The sequence below is a fragment of the Paraburkholderia aspalathi genome, assembly GCF_905220735.1.
In the GTDB taxonomy this organism is placed as follows: domain Bacteria; phylum Pseudomonadota; class Gammaproteobacteria; order Burkholderiales; family Burkholderiaceae; genus Paraburkholderia; species Paraburkholderia aspalathi.
Window position 1 is genome coordinate 1244545 of the sequence record NZ_CAJNBA010000002.1, and the last position, 24200, is coordinate 1268744.

Here is a 24200-nt window from a genome sequence, read left to right on the forward strand (position 1 = left end):
GTTTAGAGGCCTCCGCGTGATTCGCGCGGGCCAGGGCGTTGGCCTTGCCCCTGGCTGCCCGCGCGAACTCGCGCCGGTTGGTTCACCGCGGTACGCGGCGCCTTTGCCACGGCATCGGCGTCGGCCGCAGCGGCCACAACACGTCCGCGCGACGCTGCGCGCGCCCGCAGCATCTCCTGCGTGATTCTCACGTGCTGCATCGCATAGTTCTGCGTGGTCAGATCGCGCGACAGCAAACCGGCGGCGGCCGCCTGTGCCTGGTGCAACGCGTCCGCGGGAGAAGCCGCCAGCTGGTCCACCGCCTCACGCAACGCTTGGGGATTGAACGGCGGGATGTAAGCCGCCTCGCCCGCCGGAAAGTAATCCTGCAACGCGCCGACGTTGGTGACCACCATCGGCTTGCCGACCGCCGCCGCCTCCAGCATCACGGTGATCCCTGAGGCGTGCGAATTCGGCCGCAGCGGCACGACGATCACGTCGGCCCAGTCGTAGAGTTCGTGCTGCTTCTTGATCCCGGAGAACAACGCGATCTCCACATTCGGCGCGCGCAGCGAGGCGGGAATCCGCCGGCGTGTCGCGAGCTTCACCGTATAGCGCGCATCGTTGCCGAAGGCCTTGATGAGCGTTTCCCAATCGCGGTCGCGATCGTTGCCGATCGCCGCGATGCGGATCGGCGTATGCGGCGTCCATTCGGTCGGCGCCTTCACGGGAAAGTCCTGCGTGTTCAGGCCGTACAGGAGCGGCTTCGCGTCGCGATTGAAAAAGCGCTGGCACAGCTCGGCGTTTTCGCTGGCGAGCGTCGTCAGCTGGTCGGCGCGCGTCATCAGCTTGCGATAGAGCCAGCTGCGCAGAATTCCATAGGAAGGCCATTTATCGAGCAGCCACACGCTTTGCGCCAGCAGCAAGGGGCTGGCATTAGCGCCCGCCTTGCGGCCGCTCAGCAGCAACATCAGCGCGGCGGACAGCCATTCCTGCTCGGTATGCGTCCAGATGACGTCCGAGCGCAGCATCTCGTCGCGGTTGCGCCACGTATGGATGAAGTCGAACCCGAGCGCCGCCTTCAGCGCGCGGCGCAGCAAACGCACCGGTTTGCTTTCGCGCGCGTCCTGCGAATAGGTCAGCCTGAACGCATCGGATTCGGCGTGGTGATACCCGTACAGGCAGCCGATGTTGTCGCCCGGCCGGTAAAAGCGCGGGTCAGCGCCATAAAACAGATGAACGTGAACTTTCGTACTCATGCAGACACTCCGCTCTGCCGGTGGAAAGGGGCATCGGCCTGCGCGAGCAGGCGCCAGTGCCGATGCACGAACGTGCAGGACGTTGGGGACACGTGAGCGCTCGCGGGCTTCACGCGGTCCGCGACAACGCGCGGCGGGCCTCATGCGCGCCGGTGCGCACCGCACGCCAGCGCGACAACCTCAGGCTCGCCTGCTTCGAAACCAGGGCAAGCGCGGCGTGCGTGAGGCCCGGATAAACGCGCGTGCCCACCAGCGTCCACCACCACCACGCGGTTTCGCGGCGCAGCGGCGGTAACTGGTCGCGCAGGATCAGGTGGAAGTTGAAGGCGGCGTTACGCAACGCCGCCATGGTTTGCGCGTCGCGCCGGTCGTCGTCGAAACGCTCGGCCGGGAAATGGTCGACGGCCACGCGCGGGTCGTACATCAGCTTCCAGCCGGCGTTCTTCACGGCGAGGCTGAAGGCCATGTCGTTATGAACCTGGGCACCCGCACCGCGCAGGCGCTGATCGAAGCGGATCGTGCGGACCGCGTCGCGCCGGTAGCTCATGTTGGCGCCCTTCAGGATGTCGACTTCGCGTGCGCCGCCCACACCCAGGTGGTGATTGCCGATGATCTTGCCGTGCGCCGTGACCTTGCCGACCAGCGGCCGCTCGCCGTCGAGCACGCGGCCTTTTTCGTGCACCCAGTCGCGGCCGCCCAGCGCACCGAGGCGCGTATCGCTTTCGAACGCGGCAGCAATCCGCTGGACCCAGTCGACGTGCGGCGCGGCGTCGTCGTCGGTAATCGCGATCACGTCGCCTTTGGCCGCATCCAGTCCGCGATTCAAAGCCGCGACCTGGCCCGGCACCTCCACCAGCGCGACGGACAACGGCAAGCTGCCGGGCACGGCCGGATCGCGGAGGCAGGTGTGGGTCGCTTCGTCGTCGGCGCGCGCGACCACCACCACTTCGTCCGGCGCGCGCGACTGCCGTTGCAACGCCGCGAGGCAGCGCGCCAGGTCGGCCGGGCGGCGGTAGGTCGGAACCAGTACGGTGACTTTCATCGTGATGTCCTTTTCTATCGTGTTTGCGCTGGCATCAGCACACTGGGCTCAGCCTCATGGCTCAGGTGCTCAGATATTCCTGGACCGCCGCATAGCCACGGTCGTAGCCGCCGCGCGAGCGCGCCGGCATACCGTTGAAGATGCCGCCCTGCACGTGCACGCCGGCGGCGCGCAGGCGCTTCAACGCCTCGGCAATCTCGCCTTCGTTATGCACGCCCGAACGCATCACGAAGAAGGTCGAACCGGCATAGGCGCCGATGATCGATGCATCGGTCACGGCCAGCACCGGCGGCGTGTCGATGAGAATCACGTCGTAACGCTTGGCAAGGCCCTCCAGGTATTGCGGAAGACGCGGCGACATCAGCAATTCCGACGGATTCGGCGGACGGCGGCCGCACGAGATGAAGCTCAGGCCTTCGACGTTCGAGGCGCGGATCGCTTCTTCGAGCGAGATCTGCCCGCTCAGTAATTCCGACAGGCCGTTGTCCTGCGCACCGCCCACATAACGTTCGAGCGCACCGCGACGCATATCGCCGTCGATCATCAAGACGCGTTTGCCCGAATTCGCGAGCAGCACCGCCAGATTGACCGTCAGGAAGCTCTTGCCGACGCCGGCCATGGGGCCGGTCAGCATGACGATGCGATTCTTCGCGTCCATCATCGTGAACTGCATGGACGTGCGCAGGCTGCGCAGGCTTTCGATCGTGACGTCCTTCGGCCGCGCATCCGCCAGCACCGAGCGCAGGCGTTCGCCGCCGCGCTGGAAGCTGCTTTCGAGCAGAGCCTGTTCGGCGCTCAAGGGCACGAGACCGTACACCGGCAGATGGAATGCGCGCTCGATATGGTCAGGGTCGTCGATGCCCTTGAACATATTGCGGCGCAGGAACACGAAGCCGGTGCCGCAGATCAGGCCCAGAATCACGGCTGCCGAGAGAATCAGCACCTTCTTCGGCTTGACCGGCGCGCCCGGGCGCATCGCCTGGTCGACGATGTGCACGTTGCCGCCGGTACCGGCCTTCTGCACCGACAATTCCTGCACGCGGTTGAGCAGCAGCACGTAGATGTCTTCCGCCACCTTCGCATCGCGTTGCAACTGCACGGCCTTCACTTCGGTTGCCGGCAGATCGCGGAAGCGGTCAGCGTATTTGGCGCGTTGCGCCTCCAGTTCGGCCATCTGCTGGCGCGCGGCCACGAGCATCGGATGGTCGTCGCCGTAACGCTCGGTCAGTTGCGCCATCTGCAGACGCAAACCGGCGATCTGCTGCTCGTACTGCACGCTGCCTTCGAGGTAGACCTTGGCTTCATCGCTCGCATTGATCGAGCCGGATTGACGCTGGTAAGCGGTCAACGCGGCTTCGGCGCGTTCGAGATCGGCCTTCAGGCGCGGCTCTTCGCTCTTCAGGAAGTCGAGCATCTTGCTCGCGTCGACCTGCTTGTTCGACACGTGCTGACGGACATACGACTGCGCGAGCGCATTGGCCACCAGCGCGGCGTGCTCAGGACTCTTGTCTTCCAGCGAGATCTGGATCACGCCGGTCTGCTTGCCCTGCTCCTGCACGGTGATCGCCGACTGGAACGCGGTGATCGCGTCGAGGTCGTTAAAACGCGTCACGGTGAACTCTTCACCCGGCCGGGCCACCAGCTTGTTGACGAGGATCGTCACGCCGCCGCCCTGCTCCTGCTGGCCCACCTGGCCGCGCAGCAGCAGCGTGCCGTTCTTTGCGTAGAGCTCGTAGTGCTGTTCGTCGAACACCTTCATCGTCAGCTTCTCGCCTTCGAGCGCGGGCACGACGTCGAGCGTGTCGATGTCGGCCTCTTCACCGCCCCAGGCATATGAAGCCAGACCCAGCCACGGCGCCGCCGGCTGGCCGGGCGTCGCCAGGTGCGCGGCAATGCTGCCGAGCAGCGGAATCGTCTTCGGCACGACGCTGAAGTTGAGCTTCAGTTGCTGGACCACCGGGCCGACTACGCCACGGCTCTTGATGATTTCGATTTCGGCATCGGTCGGCAACGAGGTCGAGCCGGTGGTGATGGCCGCGCCCGTTTGCGTCTGCGTGAGCGCCTGCGAGGTGTTGTCGGACTGCTCGACCCGCACATGCGCATCGGCCGAATAGATCGGCTTGGCGAGGAAACAGTAAGCGGCGGCCAGCGCGACGATCGCCGCGGCGATCGTGATCAGCCACCAGATGTCGTCGAGGATCACCTGCACCAGTTGCCCGAGGACGACGTCCTCTTCTTCGGTCTTGATTGGACCGGCCATGTGTGGAGAGATTTGGTTGCTCACAATTCGATCCCGTTTCGGTTGCTTCGGCGTGGGCTTCAGCGGGTGCTCTGGCATGGGCTTGCGCGTTTGCCTCGGCGTTTGCTTCGGTCCCGCGCCCTTTGAGAGTGGCGCGGGCCTGTCGACGGCTCAGACAGTAGTTATCTCGTCAACTGCTTCAGGTAGAACAACGTCTGTACGCTCGGCAGGACTTGCTGCAACACACGGTTGAACGTGGTCGAAGCGGCGGTGCCCACATACACGACATCCATCGGCTGCAACTGGAACTGGGACGACAGCATGATCGCGTCGGGCTGCGTCATGTCGAGGCGGTACACGTCCGGCGTGGTCGGATGCTCGCGCATGCCGCGCATCACGAAGATCTGGCGCGGATTGGCGTCCGTGTCGAGAATGCCGCCCGCCTGGGTCAGCGCGTCGGCGATCGTCAGGCGGCCCTTCACCATCGGCAGCTGGATCGGCGTCTTCACTTCGCCCATCACGAAGATGCGGCTGTCGTTGTGATCCGGCACGTTGATCACGTCGCCGTTTTGCAGCATGACGTTCTGCGTGGTGTCGCCCTGGTCGAGCATGCGGTTGGCGTCGAGCACGTACAGCTTGTTGTTGCGCGTGAGACGCACGCGCTGGATGTCGGCGTCGCTGTTGGTGCCGCCCGAGCGCGTGATCGCGTCGACCAGCGTGAGCGGCACGTCGCTGATGGCGAGCGGGCCCGGCGTCTTCACGTCGCCGGTCACCTGCACTTTCTGGCCGCGGTACGACAGCACGCGCACGTCGACCTGCGGATTGCGGATGTAGCGCACGAGGCCGGAGCTCAACTGATCGCGCACTTCGCCCACGGTTTTGCCCGCGGCCTTGATGCGGCCGACGAACGGGAAAAAGATCGTGCCGTCGGGGGCAATCGTCTGGCCGTACGGATCGGCCTGGCCCGGCAGCGCGGCGGTATACGGCTGCTGCAAGGCGCCGCCGATCGACTGCGTGGTATTGCCGCCCGCGGACAGCGTGCTGCCCTGCGGGGTGGTCAATTCCGGGTGGTCCCACACGGTGATGCCGAGAATGTCCTGCGGCGAGAGCCGGTACACGTACTGCGACGGATCGCTGTAGTGCGAAGTCGGCAGCGCCTGTTGCGCGGCAGTGGCTTGCGCCTGAGCTTGCGCCGCCACCAGCGGGCCGTCGATCAGATGCACCGGATAGGTTTCGTTAGCTTGCTGACTCTGGTGCTGGCCGTCGTCTTTCAGACGGGACGTGTCGAGATAATTGCCAGGTGCGGTAGCGCAGGCCGACAGAAAGGACGTCAGCAAAAGCGTGGCGGCGAGTTTCGAATTGACGTTCGCGAATGTGTGTGCAGTGCGTTTTTTCATCAGCATATTTTCTTCAGCCATCCCATGACCAGGTGTTCGATGAGCACGAGACTCTCCCTATAGTCGGCTTCCTTGCCGCCGTGCGGATCGGCGACGTCGGAATCGTCTTCCCACTTGCCGAGCGGATAGACCTTGCCGCGCGAAGCCGGATCGAGCGCTTCAACCGCGCTCACCTGCGAGCGCTCGCTGACGAGTACGAGATCGGCTGCGCGCACGAGCTGGCGGTCGAGGCGCCGCGAATAGTGGATGCCGGAGGCGACGCCCTGCTCGGCGAGCAGGCGCCGCATCACCGGGTCCATGGCGTGGCCGTTGGTGGCGCGGAGACCCGCCGAATGAAACGCGATCGGCGCTGAGGACGGCCGCGACGGCGCGCGCTGCCGGGCCTTGAACAGCATCTCGGCTGCGGGCGAACGGCACACGTTGGCGTGGCAGACGATCAGAACGTTGGCGAACATGGCGGGCTCCTTAGTGAGGCTTGGGCGGTGCGGCGGCTTATTGGCCAACTCATTGGCCAACTTACTGGCCGGCCTCGACCGTATCGGCCGCGTCTACCGTGACCGGCAGGCCGTTCGCGCCGACTTTCGCCGGCGCATTGCGCAGCGCGTGCTGACGGCCGATCGCGTGATACTCGATACCGAGTTCGAGCAGCGCGTCCGGCTCGTACAGATTGCGGCCGTCGAAAATCAGCGGCGTGGTGAGACTCTCCTTGAGCAAACCGAAGTCCGGACTCTTGAAGACCTTCCATTCGGTGAGGATCACCAGTGCATCGGCACCCTCGGCCGCTTCCATCTCTTCATTCACGAACGACAGGCGCGCATGCTGTTGCGGCACGTCCTTCAGATCGAGTGCGAACACACGCTTCGATTCGTCGATCGCGACCGGATCGTAGGCCTTCACGCGGGCGCCGCGGCGCAGCAGTTCGGCGATCAGCGGGCGGCTCGGCGCTTCGCGCATGTCGTCGGTATTCGGCTTGAACGCGAGGCCCCACACGCCGAAGGTGCGATCCGACAGGTCTTCGCCCAGACGGTCGACGATCTTCTGCGCAAGGATCTTTTTCTGCGTGTCGTTGACGGCTTCCACCGCTTCGAGAATGCGCAGATTGGCCTTGTGGTCGGCCGCCGTGCGAATCAGCGCCTGCACGTCTTTCGGGAAGCACGAGCCGCCGTAACCGCAACCGGCATACAGGAAGTCATAGCCGATGCGCGGATCGGAACCGATGCCGCGGCGCACCGCTTCGATATCCGCGCCGACGCGGTCGGCCAGATTCGCGAGTTCGTTCATGTACGAGATACGCGTGGCGAGCATCGCGTTAGCCGCGTACTTGGTGAACTCGGCCGAACGCACGTCCATGTACAGCGTGCGTTCGCGATTGCGGTTGAACGGCGCATAGAGGCGCTTCATCAGCTCGCGTGCTTTTTCGCCGGGCACGTCTTCATCGCAGCCGAGCACGATACGGTCGGGGCGCGTGAAATCTTCCACGGCCGCGCCTTCTTTCAGGAATTCCGGATTCGACACCACGGAGAACATGTGGCTCGCGTTGCGCGCGGCCAGTTCCTCGGCGATCACGTCGCGCACGCGCGAAGCCGTGCCGACCGGCACCGTCGATTTGTCGACGATCACCTTGAAGCCCGTCATATGGCGGCCGATATTGCGCGCAGCGGCCAGCACGTATTGCAGGTCGGCGGAACCGTCTTCGTCGGAGGGCGTGCCCACCGCGATGAACTGGATGTCGCCGTGCGCGACCGCGGCCTCGATGTCGGTCGAAAACTTGAGGCGGCCGGCCTTGCGATTGCGCGCAATGATTTCCTGCAGACCCGGTTCATGGATCGGCACGCCGCCGTTGTTGAGCACGTCGATCTTGCGTTGATCGACGTCGAGACAGAACACGTCGTGGCCGATGTCGGCGAGACATGCGCCCGTTACGAGGCCTACGTAGCCACTACCGATGATCGTCAGGTTCATGTATTACACCTCGGAAAATGGAGTTGATTCGGGAGAGCGGCCGCGCGTTGCACGGCTGCGCCTCAATATGCGTTGCTGCCCACAAAGCCCTTCCACAGCGTCAGCACGACGATCTTGATGTCGAGCCAGAAGGTCCAGTGCTGCATGTAGTACAGATCGAGCTTGACGCGGCCCATCATCTTTTCGATGCGATCGGTTTCGCCGCGATAGCCGTTGATCTGCGCCCACCCGGTGATGCCCGGCTTGATCCGGTAACGGTGCATGTAGCCCTTCACCAGATCCTTGTAGATGTCGTCGTGTTCGAGCGCATGCGGACGCGGACCCACGACCGACATCTCGCCGCGCAGCACGTTGATGAACTGCGGCAATTCGTCGAGGCTAGTGCGCCGCAGGAACGCGCCGACCGCGGTGATGCGCGGATCGCGCCGGGTCGCCTGAGTGATCTTGCCGGCCTCTTCCTTGTGCATCTTCATCGAGCGAAACTTGTAGATCTCGAACTGGTTGCCGTCGATGCCCTTGCGCTTCTGGCGGAAGAACACTGGGCCTGGCGAGCTCACCTTCACCATCACCGCGATCACCAGCATCACCGGCGACAGCGCTGTCAATGCCGCCAGCGCGAACAGCCGGTCGAAGATGCGCTTGGGCAGCACGCGCAGATCGGTGATCGGCGAGGCGGCCAGGTTGATCGCCGGCACACCGAGCAGGTCCACCATCGGCTGATTGAAGAGCGTGAGGCTGCGAACGTCCGGAATGAAGCGGATGTTCACGAAGTCATTCTTCAGGTCCATCACGAAGCGATGGATCGCCTTCTCCTTCGAGATCGGCAGCGCGAGCCACAGTTCGCGAATCGCCCGCTGACGCACTAGTTGAAGCATCCGCGAGTAGTCGCGCTCGACCGGCACGCCTTCGATCGCATCGCTCGCATCCGGATCTTCATACGGGTTGATCGTGCCCTCCTCGTCGAACAGCACGACGGGGCTAAAGCCAGCTTCCGGGCGGCTGCGCATCTGTTCGATCAGGAAGCGCCCATACGGCGCGCCGCCGACGATCGCCACCGCGCGCTGATTGAAGCCTTCGCGGCGCAGTCCGCGCAGGATCGAATAGACGATCACCTTGGTGACGATCAGCAGCACGATCGTGGCGATCGCCCAGTAAAACAGCCACAGACGCGACAGGCTGTCCGAACGGTGCAGGCTGAAGCTGATCAGGATGCCGGTGATCTCCACCATCACCCAGCCGCCCGCAACGCGGCACAGCAGGTCGTACAGCGGCTTGCCGCGCCACGACTGATAGATCCCGAGCGCAGGGAAGAACACCACCACGAGCAGGCAGTCGAACGCGAGCGACACGCTTTGGACGTCGTCCAGCCACACCAATTTCCCGCTGTGCACGGCCGTCGCGATAGCCGCGCCGAGCGCGACCATGGCGATGTCGATGATTCTCGATAGAACGCTCAGCATGAGCTGCCCCTCAGTTCGTCAGTCAAGTGCCATCCGTTGGTTGGTTGAATTCCCGTCACACTCATCACGTCCTGCCACCGGGAGCGCAACGCCGGTATTCGCGCCCGCAGATCGATGCGCGGCGCGAAACTGATTGACCCGGTGTTAATTACCCTGCCGCTTTCCGGATTAAAAAAATTCCTGAACGGACGATCCGGAAAACAGGTGTCGAAATGAGTGAATACCCTTGTACAGGTATAGATAAAGCGGTATTAAAATTCGGACTGCAAGACAGCAAAATATCTCAAAATGTATCGGTCATTTTTTCGATATTTTTTCGGAATTTTGCGCGGCAATTGTTACCGATTTCGCGTTTGAGAGGCCGGTTTCTTGCCTTCCTGGAAGCGGATGTGAGCCAGGCTGTCCGTTTTCCTACGAAGCTTACGCCCCGCCTTTCGTCCCCATTCTGCGTCATTCCGCCGGATAAAAAAATCACCTGTTATTTTTTTCGGGTAATTTTTCTTTTTTAAAAATTGGCCGGACATTTTTTCTTCACGAAACAGCCAATTTTATTAGACGGTTTATATAGTTTCTATTTAACGCGCTTTTATTCATTCTTTACTTCGTGATAAAACTCGACGCATTCACCCAGCCTCGAGGAGTCCATCATGACAGCTCCGGTTACGGCCACACCTGCCGACACCCGGTCCACGCAAGCTATGCACCTAAACGTCAAGCTCAAAGTTCATCCCGTGATTCTGGCGGGCGGCTCCGGTACACGCTTGTGGCCGATGTCGCGCGAGCAGCATCCGAAACAGCTGATTGGCCTGCTCGGCGACGACTCGCTGCTGCAGTCGACCACGCGCCGGCTCGACGGGCTCGAAACGGGCCATCCGCTTGCGGAGCAACTCGTCGTGGTGGCCAATGAAGAACAGCGCTTCACCACAGCCGAGCAATTGCGGACGAGCGGCAAGCCGACCCGGCTGATTCTCGAGCCCGCCGGGCGCGATACGGCGCCGGCGCTGACGGTGGCGGCCTTTTCGATCGCCGCGCAGGACGAGGACGGCATCATGGTCGTGATGCCCGCCGATCACGCGGTAACCGACAGCGCCGGTTTTCATGCAGCGGTGGCGGCCGGCGTGCAGCATGCGGCAGCCGGCCATATCGTGACGATGGGCATCGTGCCGACGCGTGCGGAAACGGGTTATGGCTACATCCGCATTGGCGCGGCGCTTGGCATGCCTAATGACGCTCGCGCAACGGACGGCGATGCGGCCGGCAAGGTCGGCGCGCACAAGCTCGATCGCTTCGTCGAAAAACCGCATCTGGAACTGGCGCAGCGGTATATCGATTCGCAGGAATACTGGTGGAACAGCGGCATTTTCATCATGCGCGCCTCGACCTGGCTGAAGGCGATCCGCCACTTCCAGCCGGCGATTTACGAAGCCTGCGATGCGGCCTTCGCAGGCGGCAAAGCGGACGGCGATTTCTTCCGCCTGCAACGCGACGCGTTCTGCGCCTCGCCGTCGAATTCGATCGACTATGCGGTGATGGAGCAACTGGGTAACGATCAGACCGCCGCATCCGGCGTGGTTGTGCCGCTGCAAGCGGGCTGGTCGGACGTGGGTTCGTGGGACGCGATCTGGGACATCTCGGAGAAAGACGCCGATCGGAACGTGGGGCGCGGCCGCGTGATGTTCGAAGGGGCAAGCTCGACCTTCGCGCATTCGGAAGGACGCCTGATCGCCTGCGTCGGCACGCAGGACCTCGTGGTGGTCGAAACGGCCGATGCGATTCTGGTCGCGGACAAATCGCGCGTGCAGGACGTCAAGAAAATCGTCGGACGGATTCGCAACGATGGCGGACTGGAAGCGACCAACCATCGCAAGGTGCATCGCCCGTGGGGCAACTACGATTCCGTCGATACCGGCGAGCGCTTCCAGGTCAAACGCATCGTCGTGAAACCGGGTGCGCGACTCTCTCTGCAAATGCATCATCACCGCGCGGAACACTGGATCGTCGTGCGCGGCACCGCACTCGTCACGCGGGGTGAAGAGCGCTTTATCGTCTCCGAAAACGAATCAGCTTATATTCCGCTGGGCGTCACTCACCGTCTCGAGAATCCGGGCAAGATGCCGCTCGAAATGATCGAGGTGCAGTCGGGCTCATATCTCGGCGAAGACGATATCGTGCGCTTCGACGATACGTATGGACGTCAATGATTCACAACGAATGAAGCGGGAACCTGCGGCTGTTGCTCCTGACGGCCGCGGGGGTATTGCCGTATCGCTAACCGCCGTGCTCACCCCGCATGGGAGATGAGTTCTGGATAGGACGGAAAACGATCTGATGCACTGCTTTCGGTTGCGGTTGCAGGTGCGGCCGGTTCGCTGGGATAACGGCGCAGCGGTCCACGGAATGCATTGAGCGGACCGTGCAAAGGCCCACCGTGATTCACCGCGACCGGCTCCGGCACATGACGCATGGCCGGCAACGGACGCGCCGCTGCAGCAGCCGCCGCAGTGGTATTCACTGCAGGTGCGGCCTCGGCTGCAGCCTGCGTACGGCATTCACGGTCGATCCACTGCCGCGCCCATTCGAGCGCGTATTCCTCCGCCGCGTCGGCCTCGGCAAAGCGCGGGCCCACGAGGCCGGAACGCTCGACGCGTTTGCCGTCCTTCATGATCTCCGCCCACGCGCGATACATGGCGTTGGGCACCTGCTCCGCCGCAACGTAGATCACATAGCCACGCCGGTCGGCGACCTGCGTGCCGCGTGGCGCGAGGCTCATCGACAGCGAGCTGCGCTGCTGATCTTCAAGCTGTTGCGTGCGGCGTGCCGACGTGATGGCCGAATCCAGGCTGTGCATTGCCGCGCCCACCGCCCGCGCTTCTTCCATGCTTTGCAAACCGGCGCGCATGGCGGGCCGGTGCGCAGGTGGCGCGGATGTCGAGCTGGCCGAAGGTGTACGCGATACCGGCGGCGCGTTTGTCATACCCGTCGTCATGCCCGACAACTGGCGCGTGATATCGGCGAACGGATCCGCCGAACGCCAGTTGCTCAGGCTGCTCGATACGCCGGGCGCCTGCCACGATTCGGGGCTCTTCCACGACACACCACGCAGACCTTCGTCGCGCACACTAGGGGTTTCGGCTACCGGTGCTGCCGGTTTGGCCGCGACAGGCGGCGCCGGTTGCGGGACGTACGCGAAGGTACGTCCGGTTTTGGACAACAGCCGAACCATCTCGAGCAGCGTGCCGTTCAACTGCCATTCTTCAAAACGGCGCCGGCATGTAGGACCTGACGGATAGCGTCCCGGCAGTTTCGACCAGGGTTCGCCAGTTGTCAGGATCCACAGAACGGCATTCGCCACGATACGCGGTTCGGCGCGGGGCCGGCCGCGTCGGTTCAGACGGACGGCCGGCTCATCAGAGACAAGCGCTGCCAGCAGCGCCCATTCGTCATTGCTTAGCTCATCGAAAAACATTGGGTTTTCTCCACGCAGCCTGGCCGGGCCGCGGCTTTGGGCGGCCACGGATTCAACTTTCACGATCCGTGTGCAGCCCGCGGTTGCACAAATATGTTTTGTACGTTCTGTTTGCGGGTCAATAGCGCACTGGGTTAGTGCGGTTTGTCCCTATTGCGAAGCACAAAACGTGGTCTCACTCGTGCATGGGAGAATTTGTGCACGAAGCATACCACCACCAGGGTTTGCGTGAATATGATTGAGACAAGTGTTACGGATGGAAACAATCTTGTCCTTTTTGCTGCGTCATTTCTCGTATTGCCGTAACAGAACTGCCGTCGGTTCCGGCGCCGAAAGACGCTGTTGCACAGCACAACAGCGCGGCAACGATGGCGAATTGCGTTTACGAAATTTATATTTGAGCCACAACGCATTTCGATGCATTTTGATGGCATTTCCGCCTGGCTGCGGGATGCCTGGGCGCAGTGTTTTGGTAGCACCTGAGTGACATCGAGGTGCGATTGCCGTCGAAGCGAACACAGCGCTTCTTCATGCCGTTCGCATTCCTCTCGACGCCGCGCGAGCGCGGCGGTTTGGTTTGCTTCTAACGCACGGGGTTCGCCGCGCCCTCACCCACCACAGTCATCCATGGGCGTACGCGCCAGCGCGTCACGAGCCCCGCGAGCACATACGGATCGGCTCTGGCAAAGGCTTCGGCGGCTTCGGGCGTGTCACCTTTGAAGAGCAACACGGCCGTGTCCACAGGCTCGGTCAAGGCTCCGCCCAGTTGCAATTCACCGCGCTCGGTGGCCGCCCAGGCGAGCGCCAGATGGGCGTCGCGATACGTGCCACGCCTCTCGAGGTAGTCCGGCACGAGGTCATACATCAACAGGTAGTGCATGGCGAGCCTCCTTTGGCTTGCGTGACTGGGACGACGGGCGGCGCATCTGCGCGGGAATTCCGTCAAGATTACCCCGGCGATCTTCAACGGGATTTTCTGCCGATTTCCTATTCATTTGCACCTGCAGCAATGCAAAATGGATGTTTAGAATTTGATCGCCCATATGGAATGACGACGGCCTAATTCATTTGCATACGCCTTACCAATTAATCCGGATTGCATAACATATTCTTGCACTGCCGTGATTCGGCCGTTTTATCGCCCGGGAGCGCCGCCAACCCCGCTCCGTAGGGGAAAACCAGCGTGCTCGCGTGTCAACCGGAATGGCATTCCGTCCGTTCTGGCAGACAGCATTTGCCATAATGGACGTGCCGAGGGGTCCTGGACGCCGTTGACGCCCACGCGCATGAACGACCAAAAACGTTTTCACCACCGATGGAGTGTCACATGAAAATCCAATCCGCTATCGCTGCGCTGGTGCTGGGTACTGTCCTCGTTTCGCCGGTGTTCGCGCAGAACAGCCAGCAAACGAAAATGGCCGACTGCAACAAGCAGGCTGCCGACAAGAAAGGCGACGACCGCAAGGCTTTCATGAAGACCTGCCTGTCCGCGAAGCCGGCTGCCGCAGCGCCAATGAGCCAGCAGGACAAGATGAAGGCGTGTAACACGCAAGCCGCCGGCAAGAAAGGCGACGACCGTAAAGCCTTCATGAAGACCTGCCTGTCGTCCGCACCGGCTAACTAAACACGAGGCAATCGGCGCGGGCCTCACGCCACGCGCCTGGCCACGTATTGCTCGAACAGGGCCGCGCCGTTTTCCGGCGCGGCCTTGGCCTTCCTTCTGTCCCGACGCCTGCGCTCTCTCGCCGCTGATCTCCAGGCGGCCGCCCTCGCGCTACCTCTCCCTTCGCAGCCCATCCGCGCGAACGCGCCGTTTTTCTTCTATGATGGCTGCGGAGACGGCCCACCCCCATACACAACATTAGACGGGCCGCCATCTTGTCGTTGGTGCTGCAGAGCATCGATCGGAGGCAAGGATGGTATCGAAGCATAAAAACCGCTGGTTGAGGCGGTGGTTGGTCGTCATCATTTTCTGGGCCGTGCCCGTGGCGATCGTTGCAGTCAGCGAGATCCGGGAGGAAATGGCGTATAACGCCGTCGACCTCGACCGTGCGCTGACCACCTGGAATTTCACCGACGCACAACGCGCCGCCGGCGCGCCCGCGCGCTGCCACGGCAAGCCCGACGAGGCGCAAGCCGCCGGCTGTCCGGCCGATGTCCTGGCGGCCAATGCGCCCCGCCAGCAGGACGCCCGCAACGAATACAGCGTGCGCCGTTCCACGCTCATGGGTTACCTCTGGCATGCGTTCGTCGGCTACTGGATCGTGCCGGCCGTCACGCTGTTCCTGATCGGCGTATTGATCGGCATGATTCGCCGCGTGCTGCGGCGCCCGCCGGTCAAAAGTCCGGCAAACCATGGGTGAGGAAGCGGGTGCGAATGCAGCGTCGAGGCAACACTTTCAATTCGATTTCAATGCGAATCCTGGACGCGGAAAATCGGTAAAAACCGGTCTTCGATACGGTTTCAACCCGGCCGCCGATAAGCCGGTCCCTGGGCGATTCGATTCGCCGGAAGCCCATTCGAAGGCGCTGTCCGAGCGTCTTTCAACGCCCTCCCGCCACCGGTCAAAATTACAGCAGCGCGCCTGGCGATGGCTCGCAAACCCCCGCCCCGCAAGGCTTTTCGCCGAACGACGAAGTACGCTCTTCAGGCTTGCGTGTGATATAACTTAAAAGCAGCCCGGCAACACCATATGAGGTTGCGCCCAGGAACCATGATGGAGAAAAACGATGCAAAGACGAAACTTCATGCTGAAGACTACCGCTGCGCTCGCTTTCGGAGGCCTTGCACTTGCTGGTTGTACGACTAACAGCGGCAACCCCAACACCCCCTCCACAGATGCCTCCAAACGCCAGTCGATCGACGCCAGTGTCGACGGCACCATGTCGCGCCTGTTCACGACCGTGAAGGGTTCGCGCGAACTCGTATCCAAGGCGCGCGGCGTCCTGGTGTTCCCGTCGGTACTGCAGGTGGGCTTCATCGTCGGCGGCCAGTATGGCGAAGGTGCGCTGCGCGTAGGCGGCGGCACGGTCGGCTACTACAGCACGGTTTCCGGCTCGTTCGGTCTGCAGGCGGGCGCGCAATCGAAGGCCATCATCTTCCTGTTCATGACGCAGGACTCGCTCGACTCATTCCGCAATGCCGACGGCTGGTCCGCGGGCGGCGACGCCTCCGTCGCGTTGGTGAAGATGGGCGCCAACGGCGCGATCGACACGACCACGGCAACGGCCCCGGTCGAAGTATTCATTTTGACCAATGCCGGCCTGATGGCCGATGTCTCGCTGCAGGGCACCAAGGTAACGCGCCTGAAGATCTAGGCGCGCGGTCCTGCGCTGTCCCGCGCGGTCCGGTTGCCGACCCCAGGCACAGCGGCAATAAAAAAACGGCGATGCGTAGTGCACATCGCCGTTTTTTTCATACCGCCGCGCGGGCCGGTTTTACGCCGCTCAACTCCCCGACGTATCAATCACCTTGAAGCGCGAACGCTTCTGCGCGCGAATCACCGACTGATACGCATCCACATACTGCTGCGCCATCCGGTGCGACGTGAAGCGCTCTTCGAAGCGTTGCCGCACGCCCGCCCGCGGCATCTTATGCAGGCGATTGACCGCAGCCACCGCGCCGATCTCATCTTCGACGATAAAGCCCGTCACGCCGTCGTCGAGCACTTCCGGCACCGACCCGCGGTTAAACGCAATCACCGGCGTGCCGCACGCCATCGCTTCGATCATGACGAGGCCAAACGGCTCCGGCCAGTCGATCGGGAAAAGCAGCGCATGCGCGCCGGATAGAAACTCGGCCTTCTGGTTATCCGCGATCTCACCGATGAATTCGACATGCGGCAAGTCCAGCAACGGCCGGATTTCGCGCTCGAAGTATTCGCGGTCGGCAGAGTCCACTTTCGCGGCAATGCGAATCTGCATGCCGCAGCGTCCGGCAATCCGGATCGCGGTATCGACACGCTTTTCCGGCGAGATACGGCCGAGAAACGCGAGGTACTTCTGCTCGACCGGCTGCGGCGTGTAGAGCTGCTCCGGTAGACCGTGATAGACGGTGGTAAGCCACTTGGCCTGCGGCAAGGGATGACGCTGCGCATTCGAAATCGAGATCACAGGCGCAGTGTTGAAGGTGTCGAACACCGGCTGTTGCTCGGGCAAATCGAGCCGGCCGTGCATCGTCGTGACGAAGGGTGTCTCCTGGCGCTTGAAGACCGAAAACGAGTAATAGTCGAGGTGAAAATGCAGCACGTCGAAGTTTTCGGCCTGGCGGCGCACCAGTTCCATCAACAGCATATGGGGCGCAATGCGGTCGCGGATACCCGGGTCCAGACGCAGCGCGCGCGGCCAGACGGCTTCGAGCTTCGCGCTCGTAACGGAGTCCCCGCTCGCGAACAGCGTCACGTCATGGCCGAGATCGACCAGCGCCTCGGTGATATAGGACACGACGCGCTCCGTTCCGCCGTATAGCTTCGGCGGCACCGATTCGGTCAGAGGGGCGATCTGCGCAATCTTCATATTTTGTCTCCGTGAACTGACGGCTCGCGCCAATGGCGGTGCACGTCAGCGGCGCTGCCTATGACAGCGCCGGTCCTTCTCCATCAATGCAGTGGACGCCGGGCGTCCGCCTGCACCATCCGCATCACACCATTATTCATCAGGGTGGAACAAAAAGCCCCTGGCCTTGCAATTCCTGCGCGCTGTTACATTCAGCTTACATCCGATGGCGTGCCTATTATCCGCTCAGGCACGTAGCTTAGACACATTGCCTGGGTAGTTCGCTTGCCTGTTGCCCTTGGCCGGATCGCCTGGCCACGGCTATCGCGCCGGCCATTTCCACGGCGGCAGGTCGCGATCGTCCGCGTCGGTGATGCGCGTGGCGCCGAAGTGCTTCTCGAGCACGATCGACTGGCTGCCGTCCTCCCGCTCGAGCGCCGCGATCAGCCGCGCCGCGTGCGACACCACCAGCACCTGCGAATGCGCGGAAGCACGCGCGATCAGGCGCGCCAGCGCCGGCAGCAGGTCCGGATGCAAGCTCGTCTCCGGTTCGTTCAGCACCAGCAACGCCGGCGGACGCGGTGTGAGCAACGCGGCCACCAGCAACAGATAACGCAAGGTGCCGTCCGACAACTCCGCGCCCTTCAGCGGCCGCAGCAGCCCGTGCTGCTGCATCGATACTTCGAAGCGGCCGTCCTCCGACGAGGCGACGTCGAGGCGCGAACCGGGGAAGGCGTCGTCGATGGCGGCATCGAGCGCAACCAGGTCGCCGATCTCGCGAATGGTTTGCAAGGCCGCGGCGAGGTCCGCGCCGTCGTTCGAGAGCACCGGGGTGTGCGTGCCGATCTGCGGCAAACGCACGGCCGCTTCGGCATCCGTGCGGAAGTGGTCGTAAAAGCGCCACGAACGAATCTGCTCGCGCACCGTGATCATCTCGGGAGCGGTCCGTGGGTCGGAGAACTCCGTCATCATGCTGTCGAAGCTCGCGACAGGTTGAGGGATGGTTTGCCACTCCCCCTGCTCGTCGCGCGTACGTAGCGCTGCGCCATGCCGGTCGACCAGCAAGGCCGACGGCCGCAGCACCGGGCCGCTCCAGATGCACTCGCGTTTGATGGTGGGGTCGAGCGGGAAGCGGGTAGCCCTGTCGAGCGGCGGCAAGCCGAGATCGATCGCATAGCCGAACTCGTCGCCGGAAAATCCAAGCCGCAGGCTCACCGGGTCTTTGCGGCGCGTGCCCTCGACGGGCAATTCCCCAGCCAGCATCGCGCGCGAGAAACGTTCGGGTCCAGCCCACAAGGTGGATTGCAAACCACCCTCACGCGCAAGTGAAGTAATCACGCCGCCGCGCGCCGTCTCGGCCAGCAAACGCAACGAGCGATAGACGCTCGACTTGCCGCTGCCATTCGCACCCGTGATGACATTCAACTGCCCGAGCGGCACGATCAACTCGCGCAGCGACCGATACCCCGCGATGGCCAACGTCCTCAGCATGCGGCCACCTTTCGATCAAACGCGCGCTTTGGCGCGTTCACCAAAACAACTCCGTGCAAACACGCCATCACTTATGCCCACCGCCCTTGCCCGGCGTCTGCACGGGCACACTGCGCAAATCTTTCAGGAAGGTATCGCGCCACACGCCAAGATCGTTCTTGCGCAGCGCCGCCATATTGATCTCGTGACGCCGCTGGCGTGCATCGAGCGGCATTTGCAGCGCGCGCTGCAAGGCCTCACACATGCCGATTGCATCGTGCGGGTTGACCAGCAGCGCGCCGGTCAACTCCGCCGCCGCACCGGCGAAAATCGACAGCACCAGTACGCCCGGATCCTCCGGATTCTGCGCGGCGACATATTCCTTCGCGACGAGATTCATGCCGTCATGCAAGGGCGTAACAAAGCCGATCTGCGACTCGCGAAACAGCGACATCAGTTTCCAGCGGTCGTACTGCTGATTCAGATAACGGATCGGCGTGTAATCGAGGCCCGAATAACGGCCGTTGATGCGCCCTGCTTCGTATTCGAGATCCTGGCGGATCTTCTGATAGGTGGCGACGTCCGAACGGGTCGGCGGCGCGATCTGCACGAGCGTCACGTTGCCGCGCCATTCGGGCGAGCGCTCCAGCAGTTGCTCGAAAGCGCGAAAACGTTCAACGAGGCCTTTCGAATAATCGAGCCGGTCGACGCTCATGATCAGCTTGCGGCCCTCCAGACTCTGTTTCAGGTCGAGCACGTGCTGGCGGCTTTCGTAGCGCTGCGCCTGTTCGGCGATTTCGTCGGGGAACACGCCGATCCGATAGACACCCGTGCGCAGCTTGCGGCCGAAAGCTTCGACGCGATTGCCTTCGCTGACGGTGCCGCGCGCGTGGCGCGTCACGTAGTCGTGGAACGCAAGTTCGTCAGTGGCGGTCTGGAAGCCCAGCAGGTCGTAGCACGAGAGCGATTTCACCAGCTCTTCGTGCGGTGGAATGTTGAGCAGAATCTGCGGCGCGGGAAACGGAATGTGCAGAAAGAAGCCGATGCGGTTCGTGATGCCTTCGGAGCGCAGCGCTTCGGCAAACGGGATCAGATGGTAGTCGTGAATCCAGATCACATCGTCGGGTTCGAGCAGCTTGATCAGCTTGTGCGCAAGCCATGCGTTGACGCGCCGGTAGCCCGCGTATTCTTCGCGCTCGTAGCGTGCGAGGTCGTTGCGGTAGTGGAACACCGGCCACAGCGTCGCGTTCGAGAAGCCGCGGTAGTACTGGTCGTAATCCTTGCGCGTGAGTCCGACGGTCGCAAAGGTTACCGCGCCGTCCTGCTCCAGCGTCGGACCGGCGTTGGCCACGGTCTCGCTCACCACGTCGCCGCTCCAGCCGAACCACACACCGCCCGCGTCCTTCAGCGCGCCGAACACGCCGACCGCGAGGCCGCCCGCCGACCCCTTGGTTTCCGTCGGCGTAGCGACACGATTCGACACGACGATCAGTCGGCCCATGTTGGTAGTCCTCCTTGGTTCGCACGGCGCGGCGTTCGCGCTTCAGCGGCTTGTGACGCCTCGAGCGTTGCAACACTTCGATGACGTCAAGCGGCCGAACAACACGCGATACCGCGCCAGGTTCGTGAGTCAGATGGACGGTTCGACCACATCGGCGTCCGATCAGTTGCACTCATCTGATCTGCGCGGCACGCGGCGCTACACCTTTTCCTTGACGTGCTGCAACGGATCGCTCGCCTGATGACGACCGGCGCGGCTTGCCACGGGATCGGCCTCGGTGTGGGCGGCAGTGCTGCCGGCGGGCGTCTGCGTGCTGCGCGGCACCCAGTCGGGCGCCTCGCTCTTGCCGGTTTCGAGTTCGGCCGACACGTCGGCGCGCGCCCGCGGCAGATACTGCGGATAGCGCTGCTGGATGAAGTCGAGCAGCCCCTCGCGCACGCGGCAGCGCAGGTCCCAGTTAAGACCGGAATCGAGCGAGCTGACCAGCGCGCGCAACTGCATCGCGCGCTCGGTGCCGTCGGTAACCTGCAACACCTGCACGCGGCGATCCCACTCGGGCGCAGCTTCGACGATGCGCGCGAGCTCTTCGCGCAACGGCGCAAGCGGCATCCGGTAGTCGACGTACAGGAACACGGTGCCGATGATCTGCGAACTGCTGCGCGTCCAGTTGGCGAACGGGTTTTCGATGAACCATTGCAGCGGTACGATCAACCTGCGCTGGTCCCACAAGCGCACCGAGACATACGTGCCGGTGATTTCCTCGATACGCCCCCACTCGCCCTGAATCACGACGACATCGTCGAGCCGGATCGGTTGCGAGAGCGCGATCTGCAAACCGGCGATCAGATTGCCGAGCACCGGCCGCGCCGCAATACCGGCGACCAGACCGGCCACGCCGGCCGACGCCAGCAGGCTCGCGCCGATCTGCCGAACGTTCGGAAACGTCATCAGCGCGCCACCCACGCCGACGATCACGATCACCAGCATCACCGAGCGCGCCAGCACGCGCGCCTGCGTATGGATGCGGCGCGCCTGCAGGTTGTCGGCGGTATCGAGCGGATGGGCCTGGATGATCGCCTCGCCGATCGCCGCCGCCGAACGTACCGACAGCCACGTGATCGCGCCGATCAGCGCAATCGCGGCGGCGTCGCGCAGCGGCGTGATGAAGGTGAGCGTGTCAGGCGCTTCCCACCACACTGCCTCCAGCATCAGGATCACGAGCACGAAGAGCGAGGGCTTGTCGATATAGCGCAGCACGACGCTCGTGAGTGGGTACGGTCGCGCAATCCGCGTGATGATGCGTGCGCCGATTCGATGGATGCCCAGCGCCAGCACGATCGCGATGGCCGAGACGATCAACGCGCCGAGCCACGTATGCAACGGGGCTTCGGCGATACGGCTGAAGTCGTCGGGAGTTGGCATGGAGGGCGTGTTCCTCTTGGTTGGAAGGTGAACGGAATCGCAAGCCCGAAGTGCGACGGTGGCGTTGCGTGGGGCGGGCGCTACGCGGGCGAAGCCGTCGGGCCATCCATCGGCCGGCCAGGCGGCAAAGTGCCGAGGGAGCGGGCATGAGCGCGAATGCCACGCCCCGCTGATGACGCTAACGTTGACGAGCGCTGAAACAGCGGCGCGCCGGCCGGGGTTCGATGCTTCCGGCGCGGCCTTCCTGAAGACATCTTAGGGCGTTCGTCCGCCAAGACCAGGGAAAGGTGCTCAGGCCGGCAGCATTCTGAATGCGGCCGGGTTTGAGCCAAAATCAACTACGCGATCAGCTACCGCTCTTGCAAGGAAATGCCTTGCCGAGCCCGAGCGAGATCGCCGTGCTGGCGTTGTAGCCCGCCACGATCGGATTCTCGGCGATGTACTTGCGTACCGCGTCGGTGAGTTGCGCCGAGCGCGCGTCCGGCGGCAGGCAGTAGTACTGGCCGACGCGCGGCCCGGTGGTGCCGCCGATTGCGTCGATCGTATTGAAGATGCCGTCGGCAGCTCCCTCGATATACGCGGCACACGCACTACGCGATGCCACATCGGTTTTCGTGCACAGCTTGTTGAGGTCGCCTCCCGTAAACGCGGCTGCCGATAACGGTACGGCAAGCGCGCTGGCGAAAATCAAAGCCCGCAGCATGGTGTTCCTTTCCAGGGTCGTTTATCAGGCGGTCTTGCGCCGCATCGAACCGGCGCGCCTCGCAACGCGCCAAGTCGTCATTCTGCACTGTTTTGCGAAGCGGCAGGCATGCCAACAGGTGCTATCTTCAGGCAAATTTTTGGTCCGGGGAACCGGCGGCAGGCTATTCAGCAGCCGGTCCTCCGGATTTTCTCGCAGTTCACTTCTGTTGCATCTGCTGCAGGCGCGCGGTGAGGCCTTCAACCACGTCCGGTTCCTTGTAGGTCTTCGCGAAATCGAGCGCGGTCAGGCCGATCTGGTTCTTCACCGTGAGGTCCGCGCCGTTATCGAGCAGGAGCTTCACCGTCGACACATGACCGCCGCGCGCGGCCATCATCAGCGGCGTGGTGCCGTTCGGCGAACCGGCATCGACGTAGGCCGAATGGTCGAGCAGCACCTTGACGATATCGTCGTGGCCGTTCGCAGCCGCGTAGTGCAGCGGCGCCCAGCCCTTCTTGTTGACTTCGGCGTCCTTCGCGATCAACAGGTTGACGAAGTTGAGGTCGCCGGCCAAGGCGGCCATCATCATCGCGTTCTCGCCGGCCTTGTCCTCGATCTCGATGTTGGTCTTCGGATTGGCGAGCAGCGCGGCGCCCACCTTGTCCGATTTCTCACGCGCGGCGAGCACTAGCAGCGGGATGCCCTGGTTGTCGACGCTGTTCGGGTCCATGCCCTTGGCGAGCAGCTTGTTGACGCCATCGACGTCGTCGAATTTCACCGACTTGATGAGCGAGTCGATCGGCGCGGCCTGAACGGGCGCCGCGACCAGCGAGCTCAGCGCGGCGCAGACGAGCGTAGCGGCCAGCGCGAGGCGCGAGGCGCTGCGGCGTGCCGAACCGAGGGCCGTTTGCGCTGCTGAAGTCTCTTGAAGCGCTGCCGTCGAAGTCGAATAATTTGTCATATTTTACTTTAGGAAACGTCCCTATCCATTTGATATTTATTGGCTTTACCGATCACACACCAGCCGGCGCGGGAATCTTGAAGAGCCGGAAGAAGTTTTGTGTCGTCGCGGCGGCCAGCGCCGTGTCCGCCATCTCGCGCTGTTGCGCGATGAAGCGTCCGACATAACTTACGTACGCAGGTTCATTAGGCTTGCCGCGATACGGCACGGGCGCGAGGTACGGCGAGTCCGTTTCGATCAGCAAACGCTCGAGCGGCACACGGCGCGCGACGTCCTGCACGTCGGTCGCGCTCTTGAACGTGACGATGCCCGACAGCGAAATGTAAAAATTCTGCGCCAACGCCTGCTCGGCAACCGCCCACGGCTCGGTGAAGCAATGCATCACGCCGCCCGGCTCGCTCGCGCGCTCCTCGGCCATGATGCGCAGCGTGTCTTCCGACGACGAGCGGGTGTGGATGATCAGCGGTTTCTTCGTGGCGTGTGCCGCGCGGATATGGGTGCGAAAGCGCTCGCGCTGCCATTCCATATCGGCGATCGTGCGGCCTTCCAGACGGTAGTAGTCGAGTCCGGTCTCACCGATCGCGACCACCTTCGGATGTTCGGCCAGCTCAATCAGTTCGGCGAGACTCGGTTCGCGCATGTCCTCGTGATCGGGATGCACTCCAACTGACGCGTAGACGTTCTCGTACTGGTCGGCGATCGCCAGCACGGACGGCAGGGTCTCCAGGTCGACCGATACGCACAGCGCATGCGTGACCGAATGGCTGCGCATATTCTCGAGCACCTGCGGCAGGCGGTCGGCGAGTCCTTCGAAGTTGATATGGCAGTGTGAATCGACAAACATGATGATGTCCTGCTGATAAGTA

General features: G+C 63.0%; 20 protein-coding genes. 4 read left to right on the top strand and 16 right to left on the bottom strand.

The features are described 5' to 3' along the window. Positions 1 to 2 precede the first annotated feature (2 nt). From KHO30_RS16370 to KHO30_RS16400, 7 genes are all read right to left on the bottom strand, one after another. Positions 3 to 1238, bottom strand: coding sequence for a glycosyltransferase (locus tag KHO30_RS16370; RefSeq protein ID WP_200651026.1), 1236 nt, complete (start codon positions 1236 to 1238; stop codon positions 3 to 5). Positions 1239 to 1347: 109 nt separating this feature from the next. Continuing rightward, complete coding sequence (locus KHO30_RS16375) at positions 1348 to 2280, bottom strand: glycosyltransferase family 2 protein (protein WP_200619411.1); 933 nt, start codon at positions 2278 to 2280, stop codon at positions 1348 to 1350. 61 nt (positions 2281 to 2341) lie between these two features. Then, a complete protein-coding gene (locus tag KHO30_RS16380) occupies positions 2342 to 4540 on the bottom strand; it encodes a polysaccharide biosynthesis tyrosine autokinase (protein ID WP_211701846.1) in 2199 nt (732 codons plus the stop codon). 161 nt (positions 4541 to 4701) lie between these two features. Beyond that, positions 4702 to 5922 carry a polysaccharide biosynthesis/export family protein gene (locus KHO30_RS16385; protein ID WP_093633747.1) on the bottom strand — a complete coding sequence of 407 codons (1221 nt, stop codon included), beginning with the start codon at positions 5920 to 5922 and terminating at the stop codon, positions 4702 to 4704. Further along, positions 5916 to 6371: an arsenate reductase/protein-tyrosine-phosphatase family protein gene (locus tag KHO30_RS16390; RefSeq protein WP_093633748.1), complete on the bottom strand. Its 456-nt coding sequence runs from the start codon at positions 6369 to 6371 to the stop codon at positions 5916 to 5918. Before KHO30_RS16390 ends, KHO30_RS16385 begins: the two co-directional genes overlap by 7 nt. A gap of 61 nt (positions 6372 to 6432) precedes the next feature. Continuing rightward, entirely contained in the window at positions 6433 to 7878 is a 1446-nt protein-coding gene (locus tag KHO30_RS16395) for a UDP-glucose dehydrogenase family protein (RefSeq protein ID WP_211701603.1), read from the bottom strand. 62 nt (positions 7879 to 7940) lie between these two features. Then, positions 7941 to 9338, bottom strand: a complete 1398-nt coding sequence (locus KHO30_RS16400; RefSeq protein WP_093633750.1) for an undecaprenyl-phosphate glucose phosphotransferase — start codon at positions 9336 to 9338, stop codon at positions 7941 to 7943. A gap of 647 nt (positions 9339 to 9985) precedes the next feature. On the opposite strand from KHO30_RS16400, the gene KHO30_RS16405 reads away from it, so the two are divergent. Continuing rightward, positions 9986 to 11539: a mannose-1-phosphate guanylyltransferase/mannose-6-phosphate isomerase gene (locus KHO30_RS16405; RefSeq protein WP_280531444.1), complete on the top strand. Its 1554-nt coding sequence runs from the start codon at positions 9986 to 9988 to the stop codon at positions 11537 to 11539. 80 nt (positions 11540 to 11619) lie between these two features. Here KHO30_RS16405 and KHO30_RS16410 read toward each other — a convergent pair whose 3' ends face one another. Further along, positions 11620 to 12804 (bottom strand): transposase, encoded by a 1185-nt coding sequence (locus tag KHO30_RS16410; RefSeq protein ID WP_200619959.1) that lies wholly within the window; start codon positions 12802 to 12804, stop codon positions 11620 to 11622. Between the two features lie 583 nt (positions 12805 to 13387). Beyond that, the gene (locus tag KHO30_RS16415) at positions 13388 to 13684 is read right to left on the bottom strand and encodes a YciI-like protein (RefSeq protein WP_093633753.1); all 297 of its coding nucleotides are present in this window, start codon (positions 13682 to 13684) and stop codon (positions 13388 to 13390) included. A 447-nt stretch (positions 13685 to 14131) separates the two neighbouring features. Between KHO30_RS16415 and KHO30_RS16420 the strand changes: the two genes are divergently transcribed. The 3 genes from KHO30_RS16420 to KHO30_RS16430 all read left to right on the top strand — a co-directional run bounded on the left by KHO30_RS16420 (position 14132) and on the right by KHO30_RS16430 (position 16122). Then, a complete protein-coding gene (locus KHO30_RS16420) occupies positions 14132 to 14428 on the top strand; it encodes a PsiF family protein (protein WP_093633754.1) in 297 nt (98 codons plus the stop codon). A gap of 292 nt (positions 14429 to 14720) precedes the next feature. Continuing rightward, complete coding sequence (locus KHO30_RS16425; protein WP_093633755.1) at positions 14721 to 15167, top strand: hypothetical protein; 447 nt, start codon at positions 14721 to 14723, stop codon at positions 15165 to 15167. A 367-nt stretch (positions 15168 to 15534) separates the two neighbouring features. Next, positions 15535 to 16122, top strand: a complete 588-nt coding sequence (locus tag KHO30_RS16430) for a BPSL1445 family SYLF domain-containing lipoprotein (RefSeq protein ID WP_093633756.1) — start codon at positions 15535 to 15537, stop codon at positions 16120 to 16122. A 129-nt stretch (positions 16123 to 16251) separates the two neighbouring features. Here KHO30_RS16430 and KHO30_RS16435 read toward each other — a convergent pair whose 3' ends face one another. From KHO30_RS16435 to KHO30_RS16465, 7 genes are all read right to left on the bottom strand, one after another. Continuing rightward, entirely contained in the window at positions 16252 to 17319 is a 1068-nt protein-coding gene (locus KHO30_RS16435) for a glycosyltransferase family 4 protein (RefSeq protein ID WP_093633757.1), read from the bottom strand. 300 nt (positions 17320 to 17619) lie between these two features. Next, positions 17620 to 18789, bottom strand: coding sequence for an AAA family ATPase (locus KHO30_RS16440; RefSeq protein ID WP_211701604.1), 1170 nt, complete (start codon positions 18787 to 18789; stop codon positions 17620 to 17622). A gap of 67 nt (positions 18790 to 18856) precedes the next feature. Beyond that, entirely contained in the window at positions 18857 to 20269 is a 1413-nt protein-coding gene (gene otsA, locus KHO30_RS16445) for an alpha,alpha-trehalose-phosphate synthase (UDP-forming) (protein ID WP_211701605.1), read from the bottom strand. A 198-nt stretch (positions 20270 to 20467) separates the two neighbouring features. After that, positions 20468 to 21691 (bottom strand): mechanosensitive ion channel family protein, encoded by a 1224-nt coding sequence (locus KHO30_RS16450; protein ID WP_200619957.1) that lies wholly within the window; start codon positions 21689 to 21691, stop codon positions 20468 to 20470. Positions 21692 to 22037: 346 nt separating this feature from the next. Further along, on the bottom strand, positions 22038 to 22394 hold the full coding sequence (locus KHO30_RS16455; protein ID WP_054042704.1) for a Rap1a/Tai family immunity protein: 357 nt from the start codon (positions 22392 to 22394) through the stop codon (positions 22038 to 22040). A gap of 199 nt (positions 22395 to 22593) precedes the next feature. After that, entirely contained in the window at positions 22594 to 23334 is a 741-nt protein-coding gene (locus tag KHO30_RS16460; protein ID WP_093633762.1) for an ankyrin repeat domain-containing protein, read from the bottom strand. Between the two features lie 52 nt (positions 23335 to 23386). After that, positions 23387 to 24178 carry a TatD family hydrolase gene (locus KHO30_RS16465; RefSeq protein ID WP_093633763.1) on the bottom strand — a complete coding sequence of 264 codons (792 nt, stop codon included), beginning with the start codon at positions 24176 to 24178 and terminating at the stop codon, positions 23387 to 23389. Positions 24179 to 24200: the final 22 nt, after the last annotated feature.